The sequence below is a fragment of the Helicobacter sp. 16-1353 genome (assembly GCF_003288815.1).
In the GTDB taxonomy this organism is placed as follows: Bacteria; Campylobacterota; Campylobacteria; order Campylobacterales; family Helicobacteraceae; genus NHYM01.
The window spans coordinates 16166-37925 of the sequence record NZ_NHYM01000014.1; the positions used below are offsets into that span (position 1 = coordinate 16166).

At 32.1% G+C, this 21760-nt stretch carries 19 protein-coding genes, 4 tRNA genes and 2 pseudogenes; 9 read left to right on the top strand and 16 right to left on the bottom strand.

Annotated features, from left to right (window positions below):
- Window positions 1–170: 170 nt before the first annotated feature.
- The 4 genes and pseudogenes from rfbB to CCY99_RS09970 form a co-directional block, all read right to left on the bottom strand.
- Window positions 171–1181: pseudogene (gene rfbB, locus CCY99_RS08105) on the bottom strand (dTDP-glucose 4,6-dehydratase); the annotation flags it as partial.
- A 1-nt stretch (window position 1182) separates the two neighbouring features.
- A complete protein-coding gene (gene rfbA, locus CCY99_RS08110) occupies window positions 1183–2058 on the bottom strand; it encodes a glucose-1-phosphate thymidylyltransferase RfbA (RefSeq protein ID WP_112060919.1) in 876 nt (291 codons plus the stop codon).
- Between the two features lie 39 nt (window positions 2059–2097).
- Entirely contained in the window at window positions 2098–3075 is a 978-nt protein-coding gene (locus tag CCY99_RS08115) for an FkbM family methyltransferase (protein ID WP_112060920.1), read from the bottom strand.
- 134 nt (window positions 3076–3209) lie between these two features.
- Entirely contained in the window at window positions 3210–3338 is a 129-nt protein-coding gene (locus tag CCY99_RS09970) for a hypothetical protein (RefSeq protein WP_258443953.1), read from the bottom strand.
- Between the two features lie 130 nt (window positions 3339–3468).
- Between CCY99_RS09970 and CCY99_RS08120 the strand changes: the two genes are divergently transcribed.
- On the top strand, window positions 3469–3834 hold the full coding sequence (locus CCY99_RS08120) for a hypothetical protein (protein ID WP_112060921.1): 366 nt from the start codon (window positions 3469–3471) through the stop codon (window positions 3832–3834).
- A gap of 284 nt (window positions 3835–4118) precedes the next feature.
- On the opposite strand, the gene CCY99_RS08125 is transcribed toward CCY99_RS08120, so the two are convergent.
- Window positions 4119–4760 carry a superoxide dismutase gene (locus tag CCY99_RS08125; RefSeq protein WP_112060922.1) on the bottom strand — a complete coding sequence of 214 codons (642 nt, stop codon included), beginning with the start codon at window positions 4758–4760 and terminating at the stop codon, window positions 4119–4121.
- A 69-nt stretch (window positions 4761–4829) separates the two neighbouring features.
- A complete protein-coding gene (lolA, locus tag CCY99_RS08130; protein ID WP_112060923.1) occupies window positions 4830–5330 on the bottom strand; it encodes a LolA-like outer membrane lipoprotein chaperone in 501 nt (166 codons plus the stop codon).
- A 91-nt stretch (window positions 5331–5421) separates the two neighbouring features.
- On the opposite strand from lolA, the gene secA reads away from it, so the two are divergent.
- From secA to CCY99_RS08170, 8 genes are all read left to right on the top strand, one after another.
- Complete coding sequence (secA, locus tag CCY99_RS08135; protein WP_112060924.1) at window positions 5422–8019, top strand: preprotein translocase subunit SecA; 2598 nt, start codon at window positions 5422–5424, stop codon at window positions 8017–8019.
- 87 nt (window positions 8020–8106) lie between these two features.
- Entirely contained in the window at window positions 8107–9093 is a 987-nt protein-coding gene (locus tag CCY99_RS08140) for a hypothetical protein (protein WP_112060925.1), read from the top strand.
- Entirely contained in the window at window positions 9090–10064 is a 975-nt protein-coding gene (locus tag CCY99_RS08145; RefSeq protein ID WP_112060926.1) for a DNA cytosine methyltransferase, read from the top strand. The genes CCY99_RS08140 and CCY99_RS08145 overlap by 4 nt, the downstream gene beginning before the upstream one ends.
- Window positions 10065–10200: 136 nt before the next feature.
- Entirely contained in the window at window positions 10201–11589 is a 1389-nt protein-coding gene (locus CCY99_RS08150) for an ABC transporter permease (RefSeq protein ID WP_258443957.1), read from the top strand.
- A gap of 84 nt (window positions 11590–11673) precedes the next feature.
- Window positions 11674–11748, top strand: a tRNA-Gly gene (locus CCY99_RS08155).
- A gap of 27 nt (window positions 11749–11775) precedes the next feature.
- Window positions 11776–11863 (top strand) — tRNA-Leu (locus CCY99_RS08160).
- 9 nt (window positions 11864–11872) lie between these two features.
- A tRNA-Cys gene (locus CCY99_RS08165) sits at window positions 11873–11947 on the top strand.
- A gap of 50 nt (window positions 11948–11997) precedes the next feature.
- Window positions 11998–12085, top strand: a tRNA-Ser gene (locus tag CCY99_RS08170).
- Between the two features lie 46 nt (window positions 12086–12131).
- Here CCY99_RS08170 and CCY99_RS08175 read toward each other — a convergent pair.
- The 10 genes and pseudogenes from CCY99_RS08175 to CCY99_RS08220 form a co-directional block, all read right to left on the bottom strand.
- Window positions 12132–12947 (bottom strand): 3'(2'),5'-bisphosphate nucleotidase CysQ, encoded by an 816-nt coding sequence (locus CCY99_RS08175; protein WP_112060927.1) that lies wholly within the window; start codon window positions 12945–12947, stop codon window positions 12132–12134.
- Window positions 12944–13696 carry a phosphocholine cytidylyltransferase family protein gene (locus CCY99_RS08180; protein ID WP_112060944.1) on the bottom strand — a complete coding sequence of 251 codons (753 nt, stop codon included), beginning with the start codon at window positions 13694–13696 and terminating at the stop codon, window positions 12944–12946. The genes CCY99_RS08175 and CCY99_RS08180 overlap by 4 nt, the downstream gene beginning before the upstream one ends.
- Window positions 13693–14289, bottom strand: coding sequence for a gamma-glutamyl-CDP-amidate hydrolase (locus tag CCY99_RS08185; RefSeq protein ID WP_112060945.1), 597 nt, complete (start codon window positions 14287–14289; stop codon window positions 13693–13695). The genes CCY99_RS08180 and CCY99_RS08185 overlap by 4 nt, the downstream gene beginning before the upstream one ends.
- A 5-nt stretch (window positions 14290–14294) precedes the next feature.
- Window positions 14295–16613, bottom strand: a complete 2319-nt coding sequence (locus tag CCY99_RS08190; protein WP_112060928.1) for a PEP-utilizing enzyme — start codon at window positions 16611–16613, stop codon at window positions 14295–14297.
- A 26-nt stretch (window positions 16614–16639) separates the two neighbouring features.
- A pseudogene (locus CCY99_RS08195) lies at window positions 16640–17420 on the bottom strand (class I SAM-dependent methyltransferase).
- A complete protein-coding gene (locus tag CCY99_RS08200) occupies window positions 17417–18208 on the bottom strand; it encodes a class I SAM-dependent methyltransferase (RefSeq protein ID WP_112060929.1) in 792 nt (263 codons plus the stop codon). Before CCY99_RS08200 ends, CCY99_RS08195 begins: the two are co-directional and overlap by 4 nt.
- Entirely contained in the window at window positions 18205–19389 is a 1185-nt protein-coding gene (locus tag CCY99_RS08205; protein WP_146744962.1) for a hypothetical protein, read from the bottom strand. Before CCY99_RS08205 ends, CCY99_RS08200 begins: the two co-directional genes overlap by 4 nt.
- A gap of 4 nt (window positions 19390–19393) precedes the next feature.
- Window positions 19394–20389 (bottom strand): DUF2972 domain-containing protein, encoded by a 996-nt coding sequence (locus CCY99_RS08210; protein ID WP_112060931.1) that lies wholly within the window; start codon window positions 20387–20389, stop codon window positions 19394–19396.
- Window positions 20362–20574: a hypothetical protein gene (locus CCY99_RS08215; RefSeq protein WP_112060932.1), complete on the bottom strand. Its 213-nt coding sequence runs from the start codon at window positions 20572–20574 to the stop codon at window positions 20362–20364. Before CCY99_RS08215 ends, CCY99_RS08210 begins: the two co-directional genes overlap by 28 nt.
- A gap of 8 nt (window positions 20575–20582) precedes the next feature.
- Window positions 20583–21749, bottom strand: a complete 1167-nt coding sequence (locus CCY99_RS08220) for a hypothetical protein (protein WP_112060933.1) — start codon at window positions 21747–21749, stop codon at window positions 20583–20585.
- Window positions 21750–21760: the final 11 nt, after the last annotated feature.

The window sequence follows — 21760 nt, forward strand, 5'->3', positions numbered from 1 at the left end:
AAGAATGGAAAGTAATCTATAAATAAAAGAAGTGGATTTTTAGAATCTAGGCGATTAGAATCTTGTGTGAATGTCGCGAATGATGAGAGAAATGCCACAAATGGTTTAAATAAAGCAAATAAAGCGAATCTAAAAGTAGGGATTCTATTTTTGCTACTCCCCCCCCCCATATATTTATTTAAAAAATAATTTATTGTTGTATGTAGATTTTCCTTTAGATTCCCATTTATTCTAAATCCCATTTCACTAGCGATTTTAGTTGAATCTATCGCATATCGTTTGTCGTGTCCATATCTATCTTGCACGAATTTAATTTGATTTATATAGCTAGATTTATCGCTCTTAGGTAGTAATCTATCAAGCATTTTGCAAATCATTTTTGCAATATCTATATTTCTTTTCTCGCACTCTCCGCCAATATTATATGTTTGTCCTATTTTTCCATTATGATATGCCAAGTCAATTCCTTTGCAGTGGTCTTTTACATATAGCCAATCTCGCACATTTTTGCCATCGCCATAAATGGGAATGGGCTGTTTATTTATCGCATTTTTTATGATAGTTGGGATAAGCTTTTCATCGTGCTGTTTTGGACCATAGTTGTTTGAGCAATTTGTAATAATCGTATTTAATCCAAATGTTTTATTATATGCACGAACCAACATATCGCTTCCAGCCTTACTAGCGGAATATGGCGAGTTTGGCTTATATGGTGAGGTTTCACTAAAGCTACCTTTTTTGCCTAGTGAGCCATAAACTTCATCAGTTGAAATGTGGTGGAATCTAGCATTTTTATATTTTTCTTTTGTGTAAAATGGGCTTTTAAGCCAGTGATTTTTCGCACATTCTAGTAGATTTTGAGTGCCATTTATATTTGTTTTGATAAAAATATTTGGCGATTTGATTGAGTTATCTACATGTGTTTGAGCTGCAAAATGTATAACACCCATAATATTATATTCCTTAAATATAAACTCCACTAATTCCCTATTACAAATATCACCTTTGATAAATTTATGCCTTTTATTATCTAAGATTCCATTTAGATTCCCCAAATCTCCTGCATATGTGAGTAAATCTAAATTTATTAAATGATAATTTTTATATTTCTCCAAAAAATATTCTATAAAATTTGAGCCGATGAATCCAGCTCCACCCGTAATTAATATATGCTCTCTCACATTAGCCCTTTATTAAATCCATTAGATATTGTCCGTATTCACTTTTCTTAAGACTTTCTATTCGTTTTAATAATATTTTCTCATCAATCCAGCCGTTTATATATGCGATTTCTTCCAAACAAGCGATTTTGTATTTTTGGCGATTTTCAATAGTGGCAACGAAATTTGACGCCTCCATCATAGATTCTGGTGTGCCTGCATCAAGCCAAGTAAATCCCCGCCCAAGTGCTCTTGCTTTCAATTTATGATTTTTAAGATACACTAGATTTATATCTGTTATCTCTAACTCGCCTCTTTGGCTTGGGGTGATATTTTTGGCGATTTCAAGGACATTATTATCGTAGAAATAAAGCCCCGTTAGAGCATAATTACTTTTTGGAGTAGATGGCTTTTCCTCTAGGCTAATTACATTGAAATCATTATCAAATTCCACTACGCCAAATCTATCTGGGTCTTTCACTGGATATGCAAAGGTAATCGCCCCGCCATCTTTTGGGTTTAAATTTACACATTCCTCTAATATAGGTCTAAATCCCTGCCCATAAAAAATATTATCACCTAAAATAAGACTAGCAGAATCTCCCCCAATAAAATCCGCACCTAGTATAAATGCCTCTGCTAAGCCATTTGGTTTTTCTTGAATCTTATAGTCGATTTTCATTCCCAAAAAATCGCCATTCCCAAGCAAATATCTAAATCGCTCAATATCGCGTTTAGTGATGATTAGTAGCACCTCTCTAATCCCTGCAATCATCAAAACCGACAAAGGATACATAATCATCGGTTTATCATAGATTGGTAAAAGCTGTTTGGTTATGACTTGTGTTGTGGGGTAGAGCCTAGTCCCGCTACCACCCGCTAAAATTATGCCTTTCACATTATGCCTTTTGCTTGTAAATTCGGCATTATAGCAAAATTATTGTTTTACTTTTGCAAATAGCACACTCTCTAATAATCCTATTGTAAAATGGTCGAAATAAAACTCATATTCCGGGAGCAAATCTTTTAAAAATAATGGTATTTCCACATAGTCGCTAAAGCTGTGATATAGGCAAATGGCTAGTTTTGGCTTGAATTTTTGAATAGTATTTTTTGCACCTTTTAATGCACTTAGCTCACTACCCTCAATATCAAATTTAATAAAATCAATTTTTTCAACCTCATAATCTCTCACAAAATCATCAATGCTAATTGTTTTAATGCCTTGTTTTGCGTCTTTATTCATTCTTGCTCCGCCACCTACGCCACTATATGAAACGATAGTTTTGGAATCCACATAAAGCGGTCGTTTAACTAGCTCTATATTTTTAATATGCGGATTTAGTGCCATATTTTTATTAAAAATTTCTAGATTCTCATCTACAAACTCAAATGCAAAAACTCTGCCTTTTTCTCCCACCAAATGCGAGAAATAAAGTGCTGTATCGCCATAGCAAGCCCCGCCATCGATTACATAATCGCCACTCTCTGCCCTAATCAAATCCCTATAAGCATATTGTTCTAAGATAAAATTAATAAAGATTCCATATTGGGAATAGTAGATTTTAAGCGGATTCTTGGAATCTAGATTCGTTATATTATGCGGGTTTTTTGAATCTAACATATATATTATAGGAAGTTTTGATAAATCATATAGATATAATTCATAATTATTTGCGATGATTTTTTCGCTAGATTTAGCGATATTTACACTCTTATAATATTTCCAAATATGGTCGTAATAAAGCGTGATAAAAAGTCCTTTATTAGGCGAAACCCAGTTTAATATCGCACTTAGATAAAGATTCTTGCTGTATTCATCATTTAGGATATTTTCTACGATAAATTGAAGTTTTTGTAAGTTGAAATTAGCTACAAGTTTATTTTTAGCTATTACCCCCCCCCATTGAGCCATTTTTTGCCATCAATAAATCTACTTTAAGATTCGGCACTACATAATATTCGTCCCCTAAATCGTAATTATAAAGCCTAGAAAATTGAATGATTTTATTTAAACGAATTCTAAAGCTAGTTTTTAATACCAAAAATCTAAAAAATACAATTGGCGTAATTGCTAGATGATAGGTATTTTTTTAGGCTAGTTTTTATAAGCTTTTGGGCTTTTTTACTTGGTATTTTTGCAATCATTGTTTTAATGATTTGTTTTAGATATTGCATTTTGTCTCCTTAAATTTGTCCTTAAAGTTGGCATTATATAGTAAAAATACTTATTGGATTCCACTAATAACTTAACATAATCTAAATAATTATTATTTACCATTTCGCTATTAATTAAATAGGAGTTAATATGAAAAAAGTAATGTTAGGATTATCTAGTATGCTCTTAGCAAGTGGGATAGCATTAGCGACTGATTATTCAAAATTGAGTAACGAAGATATGATAAAATCATTACAAGAAGATAATATAGCAAAAAATGAAGAAGAAAATTTCAAAAAAGCAAGAGAAACATACCATAAAGAAAGAAAATTATTTTTCGATGAATTTAAACATCGTATAGATACTGCATCAAAAGATGAAAAAGAGGCATTAGAGAAAGCATTTTATGAATATAGAACAAATATACACAAGGAAACACAAGCGATGCATAAAATGCCACATAAAAAATTACAAGACAAGAATACAAGCAACGCCACTTGCCTTGATATAGATTAAAAGCGGATTAGTTTAAATAAAAGTGGAGAATCTAAGAGGTTTCCCCTTAGATTCTATAAAATTTAGATTCTTTAAATAAAAATCTAGATTCCAAACTAAAAGAATCTAATGAAAATGTTTTAAAAATTGTAAATGACCCATTTGATGGGCTTTCAAAAGAACTACTAGAGAAACTAAAAGATTCCACTTCAAGCGTGGAATCTCTAGAATCTCAAATCACCCAAGATTCGCAGAATCTAGAATCCAAAATCGCCCAAAATATGCAGAATTTAGATTCTATAAGATTAGATTTGCTCTTTATGTATGTCATTCATATAAAATTTAACAGAACCCATACCTTCTTTAATCGCCCATTCATAAGCAATTGAAACAAATAGCCAATTGATATGATTAAAAAATTCTTCTAAATATTTCGCTCTTAAATTTTTATAATCAATATAATATGCGTGCTCCCATACATCTACAACAAGTATTGGAACATTGTTTTTCGTAGGTGGTGTATCTGCATTTGTTGTTTGCACTATCTCTAATTTGTTATCCGCATTTAGGACGACCCAGCACCAGCCAGAGCCAAAAAGTGAAGTCGCCTGTGATAAAAATGCTTCTTTAAACTTATCAAAGCTCCCAAAATCCCTATCTATAGCAGATTTTAGCTCATTTGATATATCAGTTTTTTTAGGACTAATGCAATCCCAATAAAAATCGTGATTATATATTTGTGCGGCATTATTAAAGATTCCACCTTTTGCATTCATCACTATTTCATATAATGATTTATTTTCAAATTCGCCACCTTTTATTAGATTATTAAGATTATTCACATAGGTTTGGTGATGTTTTGAGTAATGATAATCAATAGTTCTATCGCTTATAAATTCGCCATTAAAGGCATTTTTATCATATGGTAATTGTCTTAAGTTAAACATAAATACTCCTTATTCTAAAATATGGTAAGAGATTACATTATACAAGATTTTATTTATAATTTATATTTTTTATTCAAATATCACATCAGCATCTTCAGGTATGTTTAAATTAAACACCTTTTTATCAATATTTTGATTTATTTCTACATTTTCAAGCATTATTTCGATTTTATTATCTAACTCATCATTGTATTTAATCTTATAAGGCTTATTATCTTTTAAAAATATTTGAAATACTTGCCCATTAACCTCGCTTATTAGCCCATCTTTGCTCTCTTTCATAGAGTTTATAATTTTTATAAAATCGATATTATTTTGTTTGCTAATTATCGCTTGATTTAGATTTGGCTCAAAAATGGTAATTTGATTTTTATTAATTAATATGTATTTTTCAAGTGGTTTTTTATATTTCCACAACGCCATAGATTCCGCCGTTACGATAAGATTCCCACTATAAGTTATTTTGCTATCTTCCCCGCTTATAGTTTGCGTAAAATCCGCTTTTATATTTTGTAAATCTAGTGCAAATAAGCCATTAAATAGCAATAACATAGTAATTATATATTTCATAATCTACCTTTAAAGAAATTAAGATTAAGATTCTATCTTAAAAAATGCTAGAATCCCTTAAATTCTTAAACTTAAAATTATAAGGTTTTAAATGATACAGAAAATATTAGGTAAAGTGCTAGGCACTCGCAATCAGCGAATGTTGAATGGCTACACAAAAAAACTCTACGAGATAAACGCCCTAGAATCCAAAATGCAAAATTTAAGCGACGATGAGCTAAAACAAGCTTTTTTAGATTTAAAGGCAAAAACCAACAGCGAATTTGAAACACTCGGCTTAAAAGCCCTTGATAACGCATTAGTAGAATCTTTTGCGATAACTCGCGAGGCGTCGAAACGCACACTTGGAATGCGGCACTTTGATGTGCAGATAATCGGCGGTATGGTCTTGCACGAGGGCAAAATCGCCGAGATGAAAACAGGCGAGGGAAAGACGCTTGTGGCAACTCTAGCTGTTAGCCTAAATGCAATGCTTGGAAAAAGCGTGCATATCGTAACGGTGAATGATTATCTAGCAAAAAGGGACGCAAGTGAGATGAGTCCGCTGTATAATTTCTTGGGCTATGAAGTAGGCATTATAACTGGCGAGGAGAGGGACGAGGAGAGCAAGGTCGCACAATATAATTGCGATGTGATTTATGGCACGAATAATGAATTTGGCTTTGATTATTTGCGTGATAATATGAAGTTCTCGCACTCCACGCAGTTTCAAAAGCACCACTTTTTTGCTATCGTAGATGAGGTGGATTCTATCCTAATCGATGAGGCTAGGACGCCCCTAATCATCTCTGGTCCAGCAAATCGAAAGCTAGAAAATTACGGCTTGGCAAACGCTGTGGCTCAAAAGATGATAAAAGACACGGATTTTAGCTTAGATGAGAAAAATCGAGCGATTATGATTACTGAAAGCGGGATAAAAAAGGCGGAGGAATTATTTAAAGTTGATAATCTCTATAATATCGAAAATGCCGCATTAGCCCACCACCTAGACCAAGCCTTAAAGGCGAATTTCTTATTCCAAAAAGATAAGGATTATGTGCTAAAAGATGGCGAGGTGGTGATTGTAGATGAATTTACTGGGCGACTTAGCGAGGGGAGACGATTTAGCGAGGGGCTTCACCAAGCCTTAGAGGCAAAGGAAATGGTAGATATAAAAGAGGAATCCCAGACTTTAGCAGACATCACATTCCAAAATTATTTTAGAATGTATGACAAGCTATCTGGCATGACCGGCACGGCACAAACGGAGGCGACGGAGTTCTTGCAAATCTATAATTTAGATGTGGTTAGTATCCCCACAAATGTCCCAAATATCCGCAAAGACCATAATGACTTGATTTTCAAAAGCGAGGCTGAGAAGTTCGATGCGGTGTGTAATAAAATCGTGGAGCTACATAAAAAGGGTGTGCCGATTTTGATAGGCACGGCGAGTATTGAAAAAAGCGAGAAACTCCACGAGCTACTTAAAAAGAGCAGGATTCCACACTCCGTGCTAAATGCCAAGCAGCATGAAAAGGAAGCTGAGATTATCAAGGACGCTGGGAAGCTTGGGGCAGTAACGATTGCTACAAATATGGCTGGTAGGGGCGTGGATATAAAAATCGATGAGGAAGTGCGGAATCTTGGAGGCTTATTTATAATCGGCACTGAGCGCCACGAATCTAGGCGGATTGATAATCAGCTTCGAGGGCGAAGCGGTAGGCAGGGCGACCCGGGTGCGTCGCAGTTTTTCCTAAGCTTGGAAGATTCCTTGCTTAGAATCTTTGGCAGTGATAAGCTAAAAAACCTAATGGGGAAACTTGGTATGAAAGATGGGGAATCTATAGATTCCGGCTTTGTAACGCGTTCGATTGAAAACGCACAAAAAAAGGTCGAAACAATGCATTTTGAGGCACGAAAGCATATCCTAGAGTATGATGATGTCGCAAACGAGCAGCGAAAAATCATCTATAAATTTAGAAATAAATTGCTTGATGAGGAATACGACTTGAGCGTGAAAATCAAGGAGGACAGGGAGTTTGGCGTGGATAATGCCTTTGCGTTCCTAAATATTATGGAAGGCGAATCTTGGGATAAAGATGGTTTGAGGGCAAAAATAAAAGAGGATTTTGGCAGCGAGGTAAATATAGAGAGTGTCGCAAATGTGGGCGAACTAAGGGAATCTATAATTAGTCAAATTGAAAGCGATTACGAAGCCAAAATGGGGCGATTAAACCCAGAGCAGAGGAAAGAGATAGAAAAAATCATTTATCTCCAAGTGCTAGATTCCACTTGGCGGGAGCATTTGTATATTATGGATAACTTGAAAACGGGCATTGGACTTCGTGGCTATAACCAAAAAGACCCGCTAATCGAGTATAAAAAGGAGAGCTACAATCTATTCTTGGAGCTAAAAGATAATCTAAAAATTGAAAGTAGCAAAATGATACATATCATTCGCCTAAGAGAGCAGAGCAAGGAGGATGAGGAGAGGGCAAAGGCGATGTTGGCGGATTTGGAGAGCGAAAATAGCGATATTTCGTTCAATAAAGATTCTGCCTTAAATGGAGTGTCTGGCGGTGTTTCCGGTGGCGGTGCAAAAAGCAGTAAAATCGCTAGAAACGACCCATGTCCATGCGGAAGTGGCAAGAAATATAAGCAATGCCACGGCAAAAGCGGACCCAAAAAAGGCGTCTTAGCGAATGGCTAGAAGTGCGGAATCTGTAGATTCTGTAGATTCTGCTCCAAATTGGAGCGGAATCTAACAAATATTTTTTAATGCTAGGAATTAATGTAAATGTTTAAAGAATTAAATACAATTAAGCTAATCAGTGAATTTTTGATAGAAAAAAATGCAATATCTAAAAATATCAATAGCATTGATAAAATTTATGATTTTTTTAGCTATTTGGAACAGCACAAAAATAAATTTTACACATTGTATATTTATAATTATCTCTATAATTTTATTAGCTCAGATGAAGTTTCAAAGCGAAAAACCAGTGCTAGAGTTTTTGAAGACCTTTTGGCGATTATTTTTAATGGAGTGGTCGCAGACACACAGCAAAGGAAGAATCTAAACTATCAAGTTAGCGATTATTTCACTAATGTTAAAGACAAAATCGCTTCAAATCGTAGAGAAAAGGCGGATATTATTTTTAAAAATTCCTATTGCTTTTCAGTAAAAACGCTTATTGATAAAAATACAGAAATCAATATGGGCAGTTTTGAGAAAAAAGTCTTATTTGATTCTTTAAAAGTGGATAATTATCTAAGTGAAAGAAAGTCAATAGATGGGGCTGGTGTAGGTAGCAAACCGCAGTTTTTAAAGCTTTTGCAATTAGTAGATACGCTTTCTAGCTATGAGAATTTTCGCGAGAAATTTAATCAAATGGTAGAGTTTATTTATAGTGATGATTTATTGCTTGTGATTAAAAAAGATAATCAAATGAATCTTTATTTTTTTAATGGATATGAAATTGTAGATATTTTTAAAGAACATAGCAAAAATAAAAATGACCTTTTGGAGATTGTGAATCGCTATGAGGGCAATTCTATTAGAATCGACAGAAATGCGTTGATTTCAAAATGCACTAAAAAAATCTTTTTAGATTTTTCGTATTTAAAAGATAGCGTTGTTGGGCTAATTAACGAGTTTGATTATAAGCTACACCAAAGTTATATCAATTTTCTCACAAAAGATAAAAAATATAAAGATTTGATATTGAAAGATTTAAACCATATTTTTAACGAATTTGACAAAAATTATGAGAGTTTGATTTGAAACCGAGCGTAATAAGTTTATTTTCAGGCTGTGGTGGGCTTGATTTGGGATTCTTGCAAGCTGGATTTGATGTAGTTTTTGCAAATGATATTGATAAAGAGGCGTGTGAAACTTATACTAAAAATATCGGCAATCACATTGTTTGTAAAGATATTTATACGCTAGATTCTAGCGAAGTGCCAAATGCCGATGTTTTAATAGGCGGATTCCCTTGTCTTGGCTTTACAATCGCAAATGGCAAAAATAGGAATCTAGATTCAAGCTACAACAAGCTTTATTTGGAATATGCAAGAATCTTAAAAGCAAAACAGCCAAAGTATTTTCTAGTGGAAAATGTAGCTGGGATTCAAAGTGGCAAGGGATTTAGAGAACATTTTTACGAAAAGATATTGCCGAGCTTTGAATCTTGCGGATACCGAGTAAAACATAAGATTTTAAATGCGAGCGATTATTTTGTCCCACAGAATCGCAAGAGGGTTATTATTATTGGAGTGCGTAACGATATTCCAAACGATATAGATTTCCCCACTCCACAGAGTAAAACGCCAAAAACACTAAAAGATGCTATCGGCAATTTACCGCTAGATTATGATTCTGCTATCCCAAATCATATAGGCTCTAATCACAAAATAAAAATCAATGGATACATAGGAAATAGGGCGTTAGACTGGGATAAGCCATCTCCCACAATAACTGGGCGAGGTAGCAGAGGTGGCGGAGCGGTCATTCACCCACACCCAAATTTACATAGGAGATTGAGCGTTAGGGAATGTGCTAGATTGCAAAGCTTCCCAGATAATTTTATTTTTTATGGTAGCAATGGGGCTAATTACGCACATATCGGTAATGCAGTCCCGCCGCTTATGAGCTTTTATATCGCGCAAGAGTTTATGAAAGCGTTTTATAACCCCATAGAATCTGCGAAATCTATGAAAATCCACAAAAAAAATAGGGCGAAATTAAATTTATAGGATTTGAGATAGAAAAAAGTGTTGCGATATCGCCAAAAACTGCATTGAAAAATTATCAAAAGAGGCTATATAGTAGCACTTATAAAATCACAAAAAAAAGATATAATCCAATTTGTAAAAAACACAAAGGCGTAACTTGTTATTTAAGTTTCTAATTTATCGGTATTTGCGATTTGATAGGACGCAGCCGTTTATTTCGATTACTGCGATTTTGGCGTTTCTCGGTGTGGGCGTTGGGATTATGGTTTTAATCGTGGCAATGGCGATAATGGAGGGCATGATAAAGCATTTTGAAGATAGGCTCTCTGTGATGAATTACCCAATTACTATCTTTGCAAAGGGCTATGGAGCGGTAGATTCAAGGCTATTGCACAATTTGGAATCTAAATTTAGCGATTTGAAGTTCAGCCCATATGTCCGCTCTCAAGGGGCGATTAAGGTTGGCGGGAATCTCAATGCTGGGGTGATTTATGGCATTGATTTTAGGCGTGAGATGAGTGTAAATCGTGTTTTAAATAGTAGCGTGAAAAGTCTAAATTTAAGCCAAGCTGTGGGCGGAAATGGCGGAAATGTTGTGAATTTAAGCCAAAATAGCGAGAATCTAGGGGCAAATAGCGGAAGTCAGTCGACAAATGGCAAGAATGTAAGCGAGAGTCCAGCGATAAATGGCGAAGATTCCCAAGCCGCCCAAATCGCCCAAAAATCAAGCCAAAACACCGAGAATTCAAGCGAAACCACCGCAAACGCCATAATTCTAGGCGAACGACTAGTTAGGGATTCCGCACTAAATTTAGATTCTAAAGTTACCGTGATTTTCACCCAGCTCCAAGCAGGGGGCATGAGCCTAATCCCAACGATGAAGCGATTTAATTTAGAGGGCATTTTTAACTCCGGGCTTAGCTCCTATGATACGAGCTATATGTATGTGGATATCGCCACATTGCAGAAGATTCGAGGCTTTGAGAGCGATATTTATGATGGAATCCATGTGTTTTCTAAGAATCCAATGAGCGATATTGAGGCACTTAAAAACTATCTCGCACGAGATGTTGGCGTAGTGGGCTGGTGGGAGCAGAATGGGAACTTTTTTAGTGCGATTGCGTTAGAGAAACGCGCACTTTTCATCGTGCTAATGCTAATAATTATTATGGCGTCGCTAAATATCATAAGCTCTCTTATGATGGTAATTATGACGAGGCGGAGGGAGATTGCCCTATTGCTTTCGCTTGGGGCAAGTAAGAGAGATATTAAAAAGACCTTTTTTTGGCTGGGGAATGCAATCGGCTTTGGCGGGATAATCTTTGGGCTAATCTTGGCGTCTATCGCACTTTGGGCGTTAGGCACATTCCCTATTATCTCGCTTCCAGCTGATGTCTATGGTAGCTCGAAGCTCCCGCTTCATATCTCGTTTATCGATATTATTTCTACTATTTTTGGGGCGATTTTGGTGGTGCTGGCGTCGTCATATTACCCCTCACTTAGGGCATCAGAGATAAATCCACTTAGCACATTACGAAGCGAATAAAATATTTATAAGCTTTAAATTTTTAGAATATATTGTAATTTGGTTTTTTTTAGTTATAATTCTAATTTTATTTTAATGATTTTTGCGGGAATAGCTCAGTGGTAGAGCACAACCTTGCCAAGGTTGGGGTCGCGAGTTCGAACCTCGTTTCCCGCTCCATTATAAATATTATAAATTTGGATTATTGCCCGGGTGGTGGAATTGGTAGACACAAGGGACTTAAAATCCCTCGGATATTGCTTCCGTGCCGGTTCAAGTCCGGCTTCGGGCACCATTCTATTTAGGCGACATAGCCAAGTGGTAAGGCATGGGCCTGCAAAGCCTTGATTCCCCAGTTCGAATCTGGGTGTCGCCTCCATAATCAAAATTTTACTCTTAATTTCGATTTTTAATATTGTTACAAAGTCTCGGGAGATGGCTGAGTGGTTGAAAGCGGCGGTCTTGAAAACCGTTGAGGGTAACACCTCCGGGGGTTCGAATCCCTCTCTCCCGGCCACTTTATAAAACTCGCTAAATATTTATAGAACATAAACTTTATAAATCTATTTATCACTAGAATCTGTGTTAGCTTCCATAAAATCTTTATATATTTTTTGATTAATCTGCGTTTTGCCAAATGCGATAAAGTGATTATTTTTAATATTTTCTTTATTGTATAGCAATTGCTTTTTTGTTAATTTATCGATTATGATTCCACCACTCTCCCTTAGGATAATATCACCAGCAGCGGTATCCCACTCCTTAGTGCCATTAAACCTTGGATAAATACTTGCTTTGGCATTAGCAATCGCACATAATTTTAGAGAAGAGCCAAGTTTTACTACTTTTAAATGATATTTATTAAAAAATTCCTGTGTTTCCTTAGTGCTATGAAAATTACTATCAAGTGCGATTAAATTTTTAGAATCTTTATTTAATTTTTTGGCTTTTTTAAAATCCTTTGTTTTGGATAAATCTATAAAATAAGCACCATTATCTTTATATGCAAAATACATTTCATTTATAGCAGGTGCATATACAACGCCTAATATGGGGATATTATTTTTTAAAAGTGCAATATTTATCGTCCATTGATTATTTTTTGCTAGAAAATCTTTTGTGCCATCTAGTGGGTCTACTAACCATAAATATTCTAGATTCTTTCTAATACTATAATCTAGCGGAGATTCCTCAGAATTGATTTGAAAACTGCTAATATCTTTTAATCCGCCAATAATTATATTATTAGATTCTATATCTGCTTTTGTTAGTGGAGAATTATCATCTTTTAGTATAAAATCTATTTCTCCATAATGTTTTAGAGTAACTTCTCCTGCTCTTAATATAGTATTTATTACTTTTAGTAGAATCTCATTCATAATCTCATCTCTAAATCTTTGGGGCTATCAATTTCCACCCAACCTCTATTTATAAATACAGGCTCAATATTATTAAATCTATCTATCAATTTTTGTATGAAGCTTGTCATATACATATTATCAAAGTCCTTACCATCATATACTGCATTTTTATCTAAGCTATCATAAAATGCAATCATTGTTTCTAAAAAGCTATATGATATTTTAAAAAGACCGATGTATTGCCCTTGTATTTCATCTATATGTGTTGGTTTTTTGCCAATTTCTATAATTTTATTATCTTTTAATTTTAATGTTTCTGCATCAATTAGTGGATTTTCAAATCTATTTGACCAAAGTTTATGCCAATCTTTATCGATAATGACGCCAAATTCACCATTATAATTTTTTAGTTTTTCAACCACTATATCATTATAGATAATATCAGCATACGAGATGATTAAATCTTCTTTTTGTTCTATGCATAATTTCATAAAATCTTTTGCACAAAACATTGTGGATACCATATTTGTATTATGAAAATTATCATTTATAAAAAAATATTCTATTTTCGTATTAACATATTTTTTTAATACATCGTTTAAATATCCACCAACAACAGCTATTGATGAAATGCCATTATTTTTTAATACTTCTAGCTCATAATCTATTATTGGTTTGTTATTATATAAAACCATACATTTTGGTATGGAATCTGTCAATGGAGCAAGCCTAGTTCCTCTTCCAGCAGCAAGTATTAATGCTTTCATATTTTTATTTCCTTTAAAAAATTTTCCCATATAATCTTACTTGGTAATGTTTGTATTTTCTCTCTCTCAATATGCCACATTATCCCAAATATTGGTAATTTTGAGTGCTTAAATGCCTCTATTGAGCCATCTTTTGCAATTGCTAGTGGTAATAAATCACTTCCTAATCTAGTAATACAAAAATTATGGTATGAATTTACACTATAAATCCTAGATTCTAATACTATGTCGTGATTTATGGCTATATGATTTGGCAGCGGGTTTAGTGTAGAATTAAAATAATCGCTAAGTATTTGTGCACCTCTACATATACCCAATAAGGGCGTATTAGTATTAATACAATATTTAATTATTTCTTTTTCATAATTATCTCTTATGTGGCTTAGCTCATTATTATTTAATTTATATAAATCATTGCCCCCACTAAAAATAACTGCTTGAATCCTATGTTGGTATTTTTTAAAAGGTATAGAATAGCTTAAAGGGATAAAATCAATATCTCTTAAAAATTTTCCCCACTCCAAGCTTAAACATTCTCTTATCTCATAATAACTTGAGTTTTTTTCTAATCGCTGTGTTATTCCTATAGTAATATTTTTCATAATATAAATACTTGATTATTTAGTGCATCTATTTTTAACTTTTTTGCTTTTTTATAGATGGCAAATTTTTCTTCGCCTACGCCAATTACTGCGGGCAAAGAAAGTTCGGAGCATCTAATTGCCATATGTGAATTTGCACCGCCATAGCAAGTAATAAGCCCAGCTATATTTTTAGTAAATAGATAGTCATATCCCGGGTCAGCAGAATCTATAAGCACTATTTTATTTTCTAAGATATTGTCATTTTCATTTGCACTCATAGCTGTTATTGTTTTTTGTGTTATAAAATTAGGCTCTACCTTTAAATGTTGAAAATAAAATATATCACTTCCTTTTAATATCACAGGAGGTAATTTAATGGCTTGAGTCGTTAGATACTCTTCTTTATGTCTTGTAATCTCATTTATAAATCTATCTTTTGCGTCATTTTTATATAAAATAGATTGTAAGGATAAGATATTTTTTATATCAAGATGTGCTAAATCATATTTATCTATACCTAAATCATTACCTAAGATTACTATTAAATCAAGAATTTTTGATAAAAATTTAGTAAATCTAAATTTAGCCAACTCCCTCCCCTCAATAACAATCTTAAAAAATGCAAATAATTCATCAGCATCTAAATACAATCCATTTTGTGTTAATAATATATTTAATTCTTTTTTTGCACTAGAATCTAACTTGAATTTTTCTTCTAAATTATCTACCATTTGTGTATTATGTGAAAAATACTCATCAAAAGCTTTCTCATAAGTAGGCGATAGTATATTATAGCTACCAGCTCTTAGATGCCCATATTTGCGTAAAAATTCTTTTTTGGATAATTTATTTTCTTGCATTCTATAAACATCATATCCCAGCTCTTTATTAATAGTTTTTAGCGATAATAAAAATTTATTTTTTTCTCGTATGCTAAAAAATCCAATATCTACTAATGAATTTAACATCTGCATTGCTACAAATGCAGCCCTAGCAATCCCTGCAAACGGCAATGTTCCAAATCGCTTACAATCCTCAACCAACCAATATATTTTATCTATTAAGCTTAGATTAGATTCCATAATGGCATTAAATCTATTTTCTAAATATCCAATCTTATTTAGGTCTTTAAGATAAAGTCCATTTTTGACATCTAATATATTGTTTGTTAGGGTAAGAAGGGAGAATTCTATTCTTTTTAATTCATTTTGATTAAATGAAAAATCTTTTAGTTTGGATAATTTTTTAGGAAGATTCAAATCATAGCAAGAAAATACTATCTCAAATTCAATTTTATCGTGCAAATAAGGCTTGTTAGCCAATGAATCTATATAATAATTTACTAATTTATTTGCGATATTTTCATCTAAAGTTTTAGGTATAAATGAATTAAAAGATAATCTTACATCGATATAAGGAACTCCTAAAAATGAATACATTAGCGGGTGAGAGCGTAAATTTCTATATCCGTAATTATCCCTTTGATATGCCCAAATATTATCTGTTATTAATTCTTTATATAGAGAAGTCGCAAGTCGCTTTGGCTTGAGTCCTATTATTTCTGCAGGATTCCAATCAGGCATAACACCAAATATGGTTTTATCCCCAAGTATATGAGGGTGTTTTTGTGATAATACATCAATTCTATCTTCAAGTCTTTTTAGTGATTTATATGGAACGCAAGAAAAAAGATTTTCTTTATTTTGCATAACCAAAGGGCGAACTTGTAAGATATATAGGGTTTTATTATTATCAAAAGCGAATTCTACATCAAGTGTATGATTATCAAATATCTCTTCTAATTCAAATATCGCATCTATGAGATTTGATAGTATCTTATCTTGTGGTTTATGTGTCCTATAAATAACTAAATTAGTTAAATTAGATTTCCTGCCACTTGTAACGGAATCTGTTTGACCGCTTTTATCATAGCTTATACAAAAATATGGAGCATTATTATCTTTATCTACGCTAAATGCAACACCACATATATAGATATTTTCTAGCATAGGTTGCACTAATATTAGATTATCCTTACTGCCCCCCCCCATAGATTCTTTTACTTGTTTTAATGCTTTATTTATGGCATTTTCATCATTAGTATTAATATTGGGAATGCTTAAAAATGCCCCAGCATTAGAAGTATTTATCGTATCTTCATTTTTTGCTGAGCTTCTAATAATAACCTTTTTTCCTAATGATTTGATTTGTTTTATAATATTAGGAGAATGAATATCATAAATATTTAATAATGGCAAAATTTTTGCTTTTGTAAGTAAAGGGGCTAGATTTGCTAGATTCTCGCCCTTGCTTGCAAATGATATTTTTTTCAAATCAAATCACTCCTTTTAATGATTTATTAATTAACCTTTTTAGCACTCCAACATCTAGTAGTGTATTTAATATCAAATTCACTTGGTAGTCTATGTTTCATTTGATAGGATATTTTATTAAATAATTCTAATCCCTCTTTTGTCTCTAAATCCCAATATGGATTTTTAACACTTTTCCAAGCATTTATATAATTTTCAATACTTTGATGAAAATAAAAATCTTGTTCCAAATAAATAATATTATCAAATAATTCTTTATGGCTTTCAATAATTGGTCGTTGGTCTTCTCTCCTAACGCCTCGTTCATATTTAGGAACTAAATCCATTATAATCTCTTCGGCGATTTCCTGAATAGGGTCGCTTAAATCTCTATGATTCCACATACATGAAAAATATCTATCATTTTTTAAAATCCTATGTGTTTCTTTCAATGCACTATGTCTATCCATAACATTAAAACTACTTCCAAAGGTAACCCAATCAAAGCTGTTAGATTCTAATGTGCTTTCAACCCCAATAGCTCTAACCCATTTTATATTTTTTCCTTTTGTTCGCTCTATGCCTATTTCTCTCATAGCATCATTTGGCTCAACTGATGTAACACTCAAACCTCGCTCTAATAACATTATGCTTAAATTTCCTGTTCCTGCACCAATATCGGCTACGCTAATTTGCTTCGCCCCCCCCCCCATTACGACTAACCAAATATATTAGCATATCAATACTCTCTAGTGCATAATTTGGTCTAAATTCATAAAATTTTGCGTGTTTTGTGTAATCCCAATGTTGTTCTACTATTTTTTTCATTTTTCATTTCCTTTGTTTTGATTTATTTTTTTGACATTCCAGCTACGAATCTTGTAAGGAATCTCTATAATAGAAAGATGTTTAATCTTAGATTCTATCATATTCATTATTTCTTTCCATCTCTTTTCTCCTGCTTGAGCCTGTATGTCATTGACGGATTGCCAAGCTCCTATATATCTTTCTTTACTCATCATTTCAATATAATCGCATTCCATAAAAAAGCAATCTTCAAAATCACCTGTTGAGATGAGAATCTCCTCCCATTTTTTGGTATTTTGCTTTCCACTGCTTACTCTTTGTAGCTCTGGAATAATTCTCTTTATTTCTTGTTCTATTTCATAAAATATAGAATCCTCTACTATATTTCTTGGATTCCATATCGCTGTGAAATATCCATCATCTTTTAGTATTCTTCTAAATTCTGGGAGTGATTTTGTATAATCAGTCCAATGAAAAGAGCTAGCCATAATAACCCAATTAAAGCTATTTGCCGGCATTTGTGTATTTTCACCATCTCCTTTTTTCCATACTATCGATGTGTTTTTAGTGTATTTTTGTCCCTCTTCTCTCATAGCATCATTTGGCTCAATCGCTGTTACATTAAAACCAAAATTAGCCAACATTTTAGTTAATTTTCCTGTTCCTGCACCAACTTCTGCAACCTTAAAATCATTTTTACTAATTTGTTTTGGATTCACACATAAATAAAGCTTTTCTAAAAGCATTGAGCTATAGGCTGGTCTATTTATATAATATTTTGCAACTTCTGTAAAATCACCTTGTTTCATAAAACTCCTTTATTTGAATTTATATCAATACCAAATACATCTAAAAATCTTTTTGTATGAGCGAATTCCTCTAAAGATTCTGGGCTTTCTTGTCTTATATATCGTAGTTGATTGTGGATTTCTATCGCTAGTTTTTTAGCAAATTCTTTTTTTGTTAATAAAAAATCAATAATTCCATTTTCATCAAAACATAATTCCTTATGCTTATTAATATTTTTTAGTGCAAAATCTATATATTGTGTAGCTGTATTTTTGCTTTGCTCTAAGATGTTTTCTGGAATAAGAGTATTATTAAAAGTTGCTAAAACTAATGGATATTCCTCATATCCTTTTATAATAATATTATCATCGATAACAAAAAACTTTTTGTTTATTCTCGTTCGTATTTCTGTTATATCGCTATTTATATCCATTTCTTTTCTGCTTCTTCCGTTTAATCTTGATAATGTTGAGATAATAAATATAAAATCATTAATTTTAAATATATGTGGAAAGCACCTAGGGAAAATAGAGCCTTTTATCACACTCTCATTCCCCCCCCCCCCATTTAGGCTAGAATAGTTATAATCAAATCTATTTGCAAAAGCTTTTAATGTATTAGGCATATTTTTATCATCTATATCTTTCATTTTTATATAGGTTACATCGCAAACTATATGATTTACCAAATCTCGCGTAGAAGCAAAATAAAACATCAAATGTGAAATATTATTGATAACATCTACTAGCATATTATTTGCATCATTTTTGTTATTAATCCTAGAAATACTATGAAACATTGTTACATTAACATTACTTTTTATTGTAGATATTGGGTCGCGAATGAGTTGATATAATGGCACTTTTTTAGTGCAAGTTTTAAGAATCTTGGCACTTTGTGAATTTAGCGGGGCTTTATCTAAAACCATACCATCAAATTTTCTATAAAATACAAATGGTCTAACTATTTCATAACTCCAAATCTCCAATGGTTTTGCACCTAATTTTTCTAAATAATAAAAAAATGCAGTCATTCCTAGTCCATGTCCGCCTATTAGGATATATTTATAGTTACTTCTATGTGGCAAAAGATTTGTAGAACTAAGTATTTGCTTGATAAAAGGCAACTTATCCCAAAAAGCACCCCATCGCTTTCCCCGTATTAGATTTATTACTGTTTTACATTTTTTAATATATTGCATAAATTTATAACTCCAAAAATTCTTGGTAGTATATCCAAGAGTTAAATATATGTAAAGCATCATTTTTTATCATACTTGTTTCTTTAGCTAATATAATCTTTAGTTTTTCTAAGACTTTTGGATTCTTAACTAAATATTCAAATAAGATATTTTTATTAATCTTATATTTATCATAATATTTTTGCATAGATTCTACCTTATCTAAATATAATTCAATATTCTTATGTATTTTATTTAATAATTCATTTGACACAATGATTTCTTTATCACTCGATATATGTAGAATCCTATCTGGGAATCTAGATGGTATATAATCTCTTTGTATATAGAATCTTGTATCTTTCATATTATAATGCGTTTTGTCATAGTCTATTAGTGAGAATTCCCCCTCAAATGGCGATATTAGTATTTCATTATTATCTATATTGATTTTATATGGGAAGCATTTGGTGAATGTATCATTTACATTTATTAAAAGTTTTTCATTATTGGGTGGATTTATATTTAATTCTTTTGCTATTTTCTTTATTGTTTGATAAGCATTATTTTTCATTAGCATTGTTGTATCAATATATATGATTTTATCTATATGGTGTTTGATTTGATTGATATTACTTGTAAAATAGATTGTATCTTTAAGAAATCGCTCATCATTTAATAATCCCATATAATCAAATGTGCTATTAAATCTATTTTCTATTATACTTCTACCAATACCATAGTTTATTCCAGATATAATAGTTTCAATTGGACATCTTATTAGGCATATAGCGGGAGCTTTATTCTTAATATGTGATTTTATATAATCTTTTTTATTTTCATCATATCCATCTATAGTAATTCCCCATTTTGCATATCCATATCCTCTAAATAATTCCCAATATATTCTTAATGTTGTTTTATTATCAAAATATTCTCCGTGCAAAGATAGCATTGTTAAAGGTAGAATATTATTATACTTTTGTTTTTTATCTATTTGTGATGGGGGGGGGTGGAGCATAATGCTATATAATATAATAATGAGTGAAAACCACTGCCATGTGTGCTTATTAGAAAAAATGAGTAGTTTTGCGGGATTGGGAGCATTTTATCTAACCAAGCAGGTATGATTCTAAGTGCTATTCCGCGAATAAGTAGCTTAAACTCTCTATTTTTTAATTTTTTATATACATTGTATATTTTCATACATCGCCTTATATTACATTTGAATATATATCAATATTAAATTTATTTAGAAATTCCCTAGTATCATTAAAATCATCTAATAACGCAATATTATCATCTCTTAATATCTGCAATTCTCTATGAATTTGTTTTGCTAATGTGATACCAAAAGGATTATTATACAAAAATTCTATAATCTCGTCTTTATCCAAGGATAATATTTGATGTTTATATAATATATTATCAAGATATGTAAAATATTTTTCTATTTCCGCATTGATTGCATTATTAAATCTCTCTATTTGGATTTTCTTATTACCTAGTTTTAATAAAACCAATGGATAGTTTGTGTAATGTTTATAGATTATATTATTTCTTAATATATGAAAAGAATCTTTTATTAGATAGGGTTTTCTAAATTGTATTACTGATAAATCGATTTCTTGCGGTCTAGATGCATATATTTTGGATTCTATGGTTAGAGCGAATCTTACATTATCGATAGTGAAAATATGTGGAAAACATCTAAAAAAAGTAGAGCCTTTAACCACACTTTCTTTATCATTTAATTCGTTCTGCCCCCCCCAATTCGCATTTATTTCTTTGCTTATTTTTTCTAATGTTGTAGGGAAATTGTCATCATTAATATCATTCATTGTTATATATTGTTTTTGTAGTGTTATGTGGCTAATTAGTTTATTTATGCTGGTGAAATGGAATATCATAAAATGATTATTTTCTAGTGTTTTTAATAAAAGATTATAAACATCATCTTTATTATTTAATATAGAAATATAATTCAATATAAGCACATTTATTACGCTTTTGATAGTCGATATAGGACATCTTACTAGTTGATATACCATAACCTTATATGTCAACTTTGATAATATCTTATTTGTATATTTTGTATTTATAGAATCCACTAATATACATTGTAAATCACCCCAAAATATAAATGGCTTATTGGTAATGGAGCTTGTTTTGATATTAATCTTATTCAAATAATAAACAAAAGAATTTACCCCCAAACCATGTCCTCCTAATAATATCATCTTATATTTATTTGGGTGTGGAATATAGTTTGTGGCATTTAATGCGAATCTTAATATAGGAATTTTATGCAATAGCACATTCCAATTTTTATATATTACTAATTTACTAAGTGTTTTTATTTTTCTAGCTATTAAATGCATTTAATCCCCTA

Bases quoted from the DNA above. Each gene is read 5' to 3' on its own strand.
- CCY99_RS08125 (WP_112060922.1), bottom strand. From the start codon at position 4,760: ATGTTTAACTTAAGACAATTACCATATGATAAAAATGCCTTTAATGGC.
- CCY99_RS08205 (WP_146744962.1), bottom strand. From the start codon at position 19,389: ATGCAATATATTAAAAAATGTAAAACAGTAATAAATCTAATACGGGGA.
- CCY99_RS08175 (WP_112060927.1), bottom strand. From the start codon at position 12,947: ATGAATGAGATTCTACTAAAAGTAATAAATACTATATTAAGAGCAGGA.
- CCY99_RS08180 (WP_112060944.1), bottom strand. From the start codon at position 13,696: ATGAAAGCATTAATACTTGCTGCTGGAAGAGGAACTAGGCTTGCTCCA.
- CCY99_RS08200 (WP_112060929.1), bottom strand. From the start codon at position 18,208: ATGAAACAAGGTGATTTTACAGAAGTTGCAAAATATTATATAAATAGA.
- CCY99_RS08210 (WP_112060931.1), bottom strand. From the start codon at position 20,389: ATGCTCCACCCCCCCCCATCACAAATAGATAAAAAACAAAAGTATAAT.
- CCY99_RS08120 (WP_112060921.1), top strand. From the start codon at position 3,469: ATGAAAAAAGTAATGTTAGGATTATCTAGTATGCTCTTAGCAAGTGGG.
- CCY99_RS08220 (WP_112060933.1), bottom strand. From the start codon at position 21,749: ATGCATTTAATAGCTAGAAAAATAAAAACACTTAGTAAATTAGTAATA.
- CCY99_RS08140 (WP_112060925.1), top strand. From the start codon at position 8,107: ATGTTTAAAGAATTAAATACAATTAAGCTAATCAGTGAATTTTTGATA.
- CCY99_RS08115 (WP_112060920.1), bottom strand. From the start codon at position 3,075: ATGGCTCAATGGGGGGGGGTAATAGCTAAAAATAAACTTGTAGCTAAT.
- CCY99_RS08215 (WP_112060932.1), bottom strand. From the start codon at position 20,574: ATGAAAATATACAATGTATATAAAAAATTAAAAAATAGAGAGTTTAAG.
- CCY99_RS09970 (WP_258443953.1), bottom strand. From the start codon at position 3,338: ATGCAATATCTAAAACAAATCATTAAAACAATGATTGCAAAAATACCA.
- secA (WP_112060924.1), top strand. From the start codon at position 5,422: ATGATACAGAAAATATTAGGTAAAGTGCTAGGCACTCGCAATCAGCGA.
- lolA (WP_112060923.1), bottom strand. From the start codon at position 5,330: ATGAAATATATAATTACTATGTTATTGCTATTTAATGGCTTATTTGCA.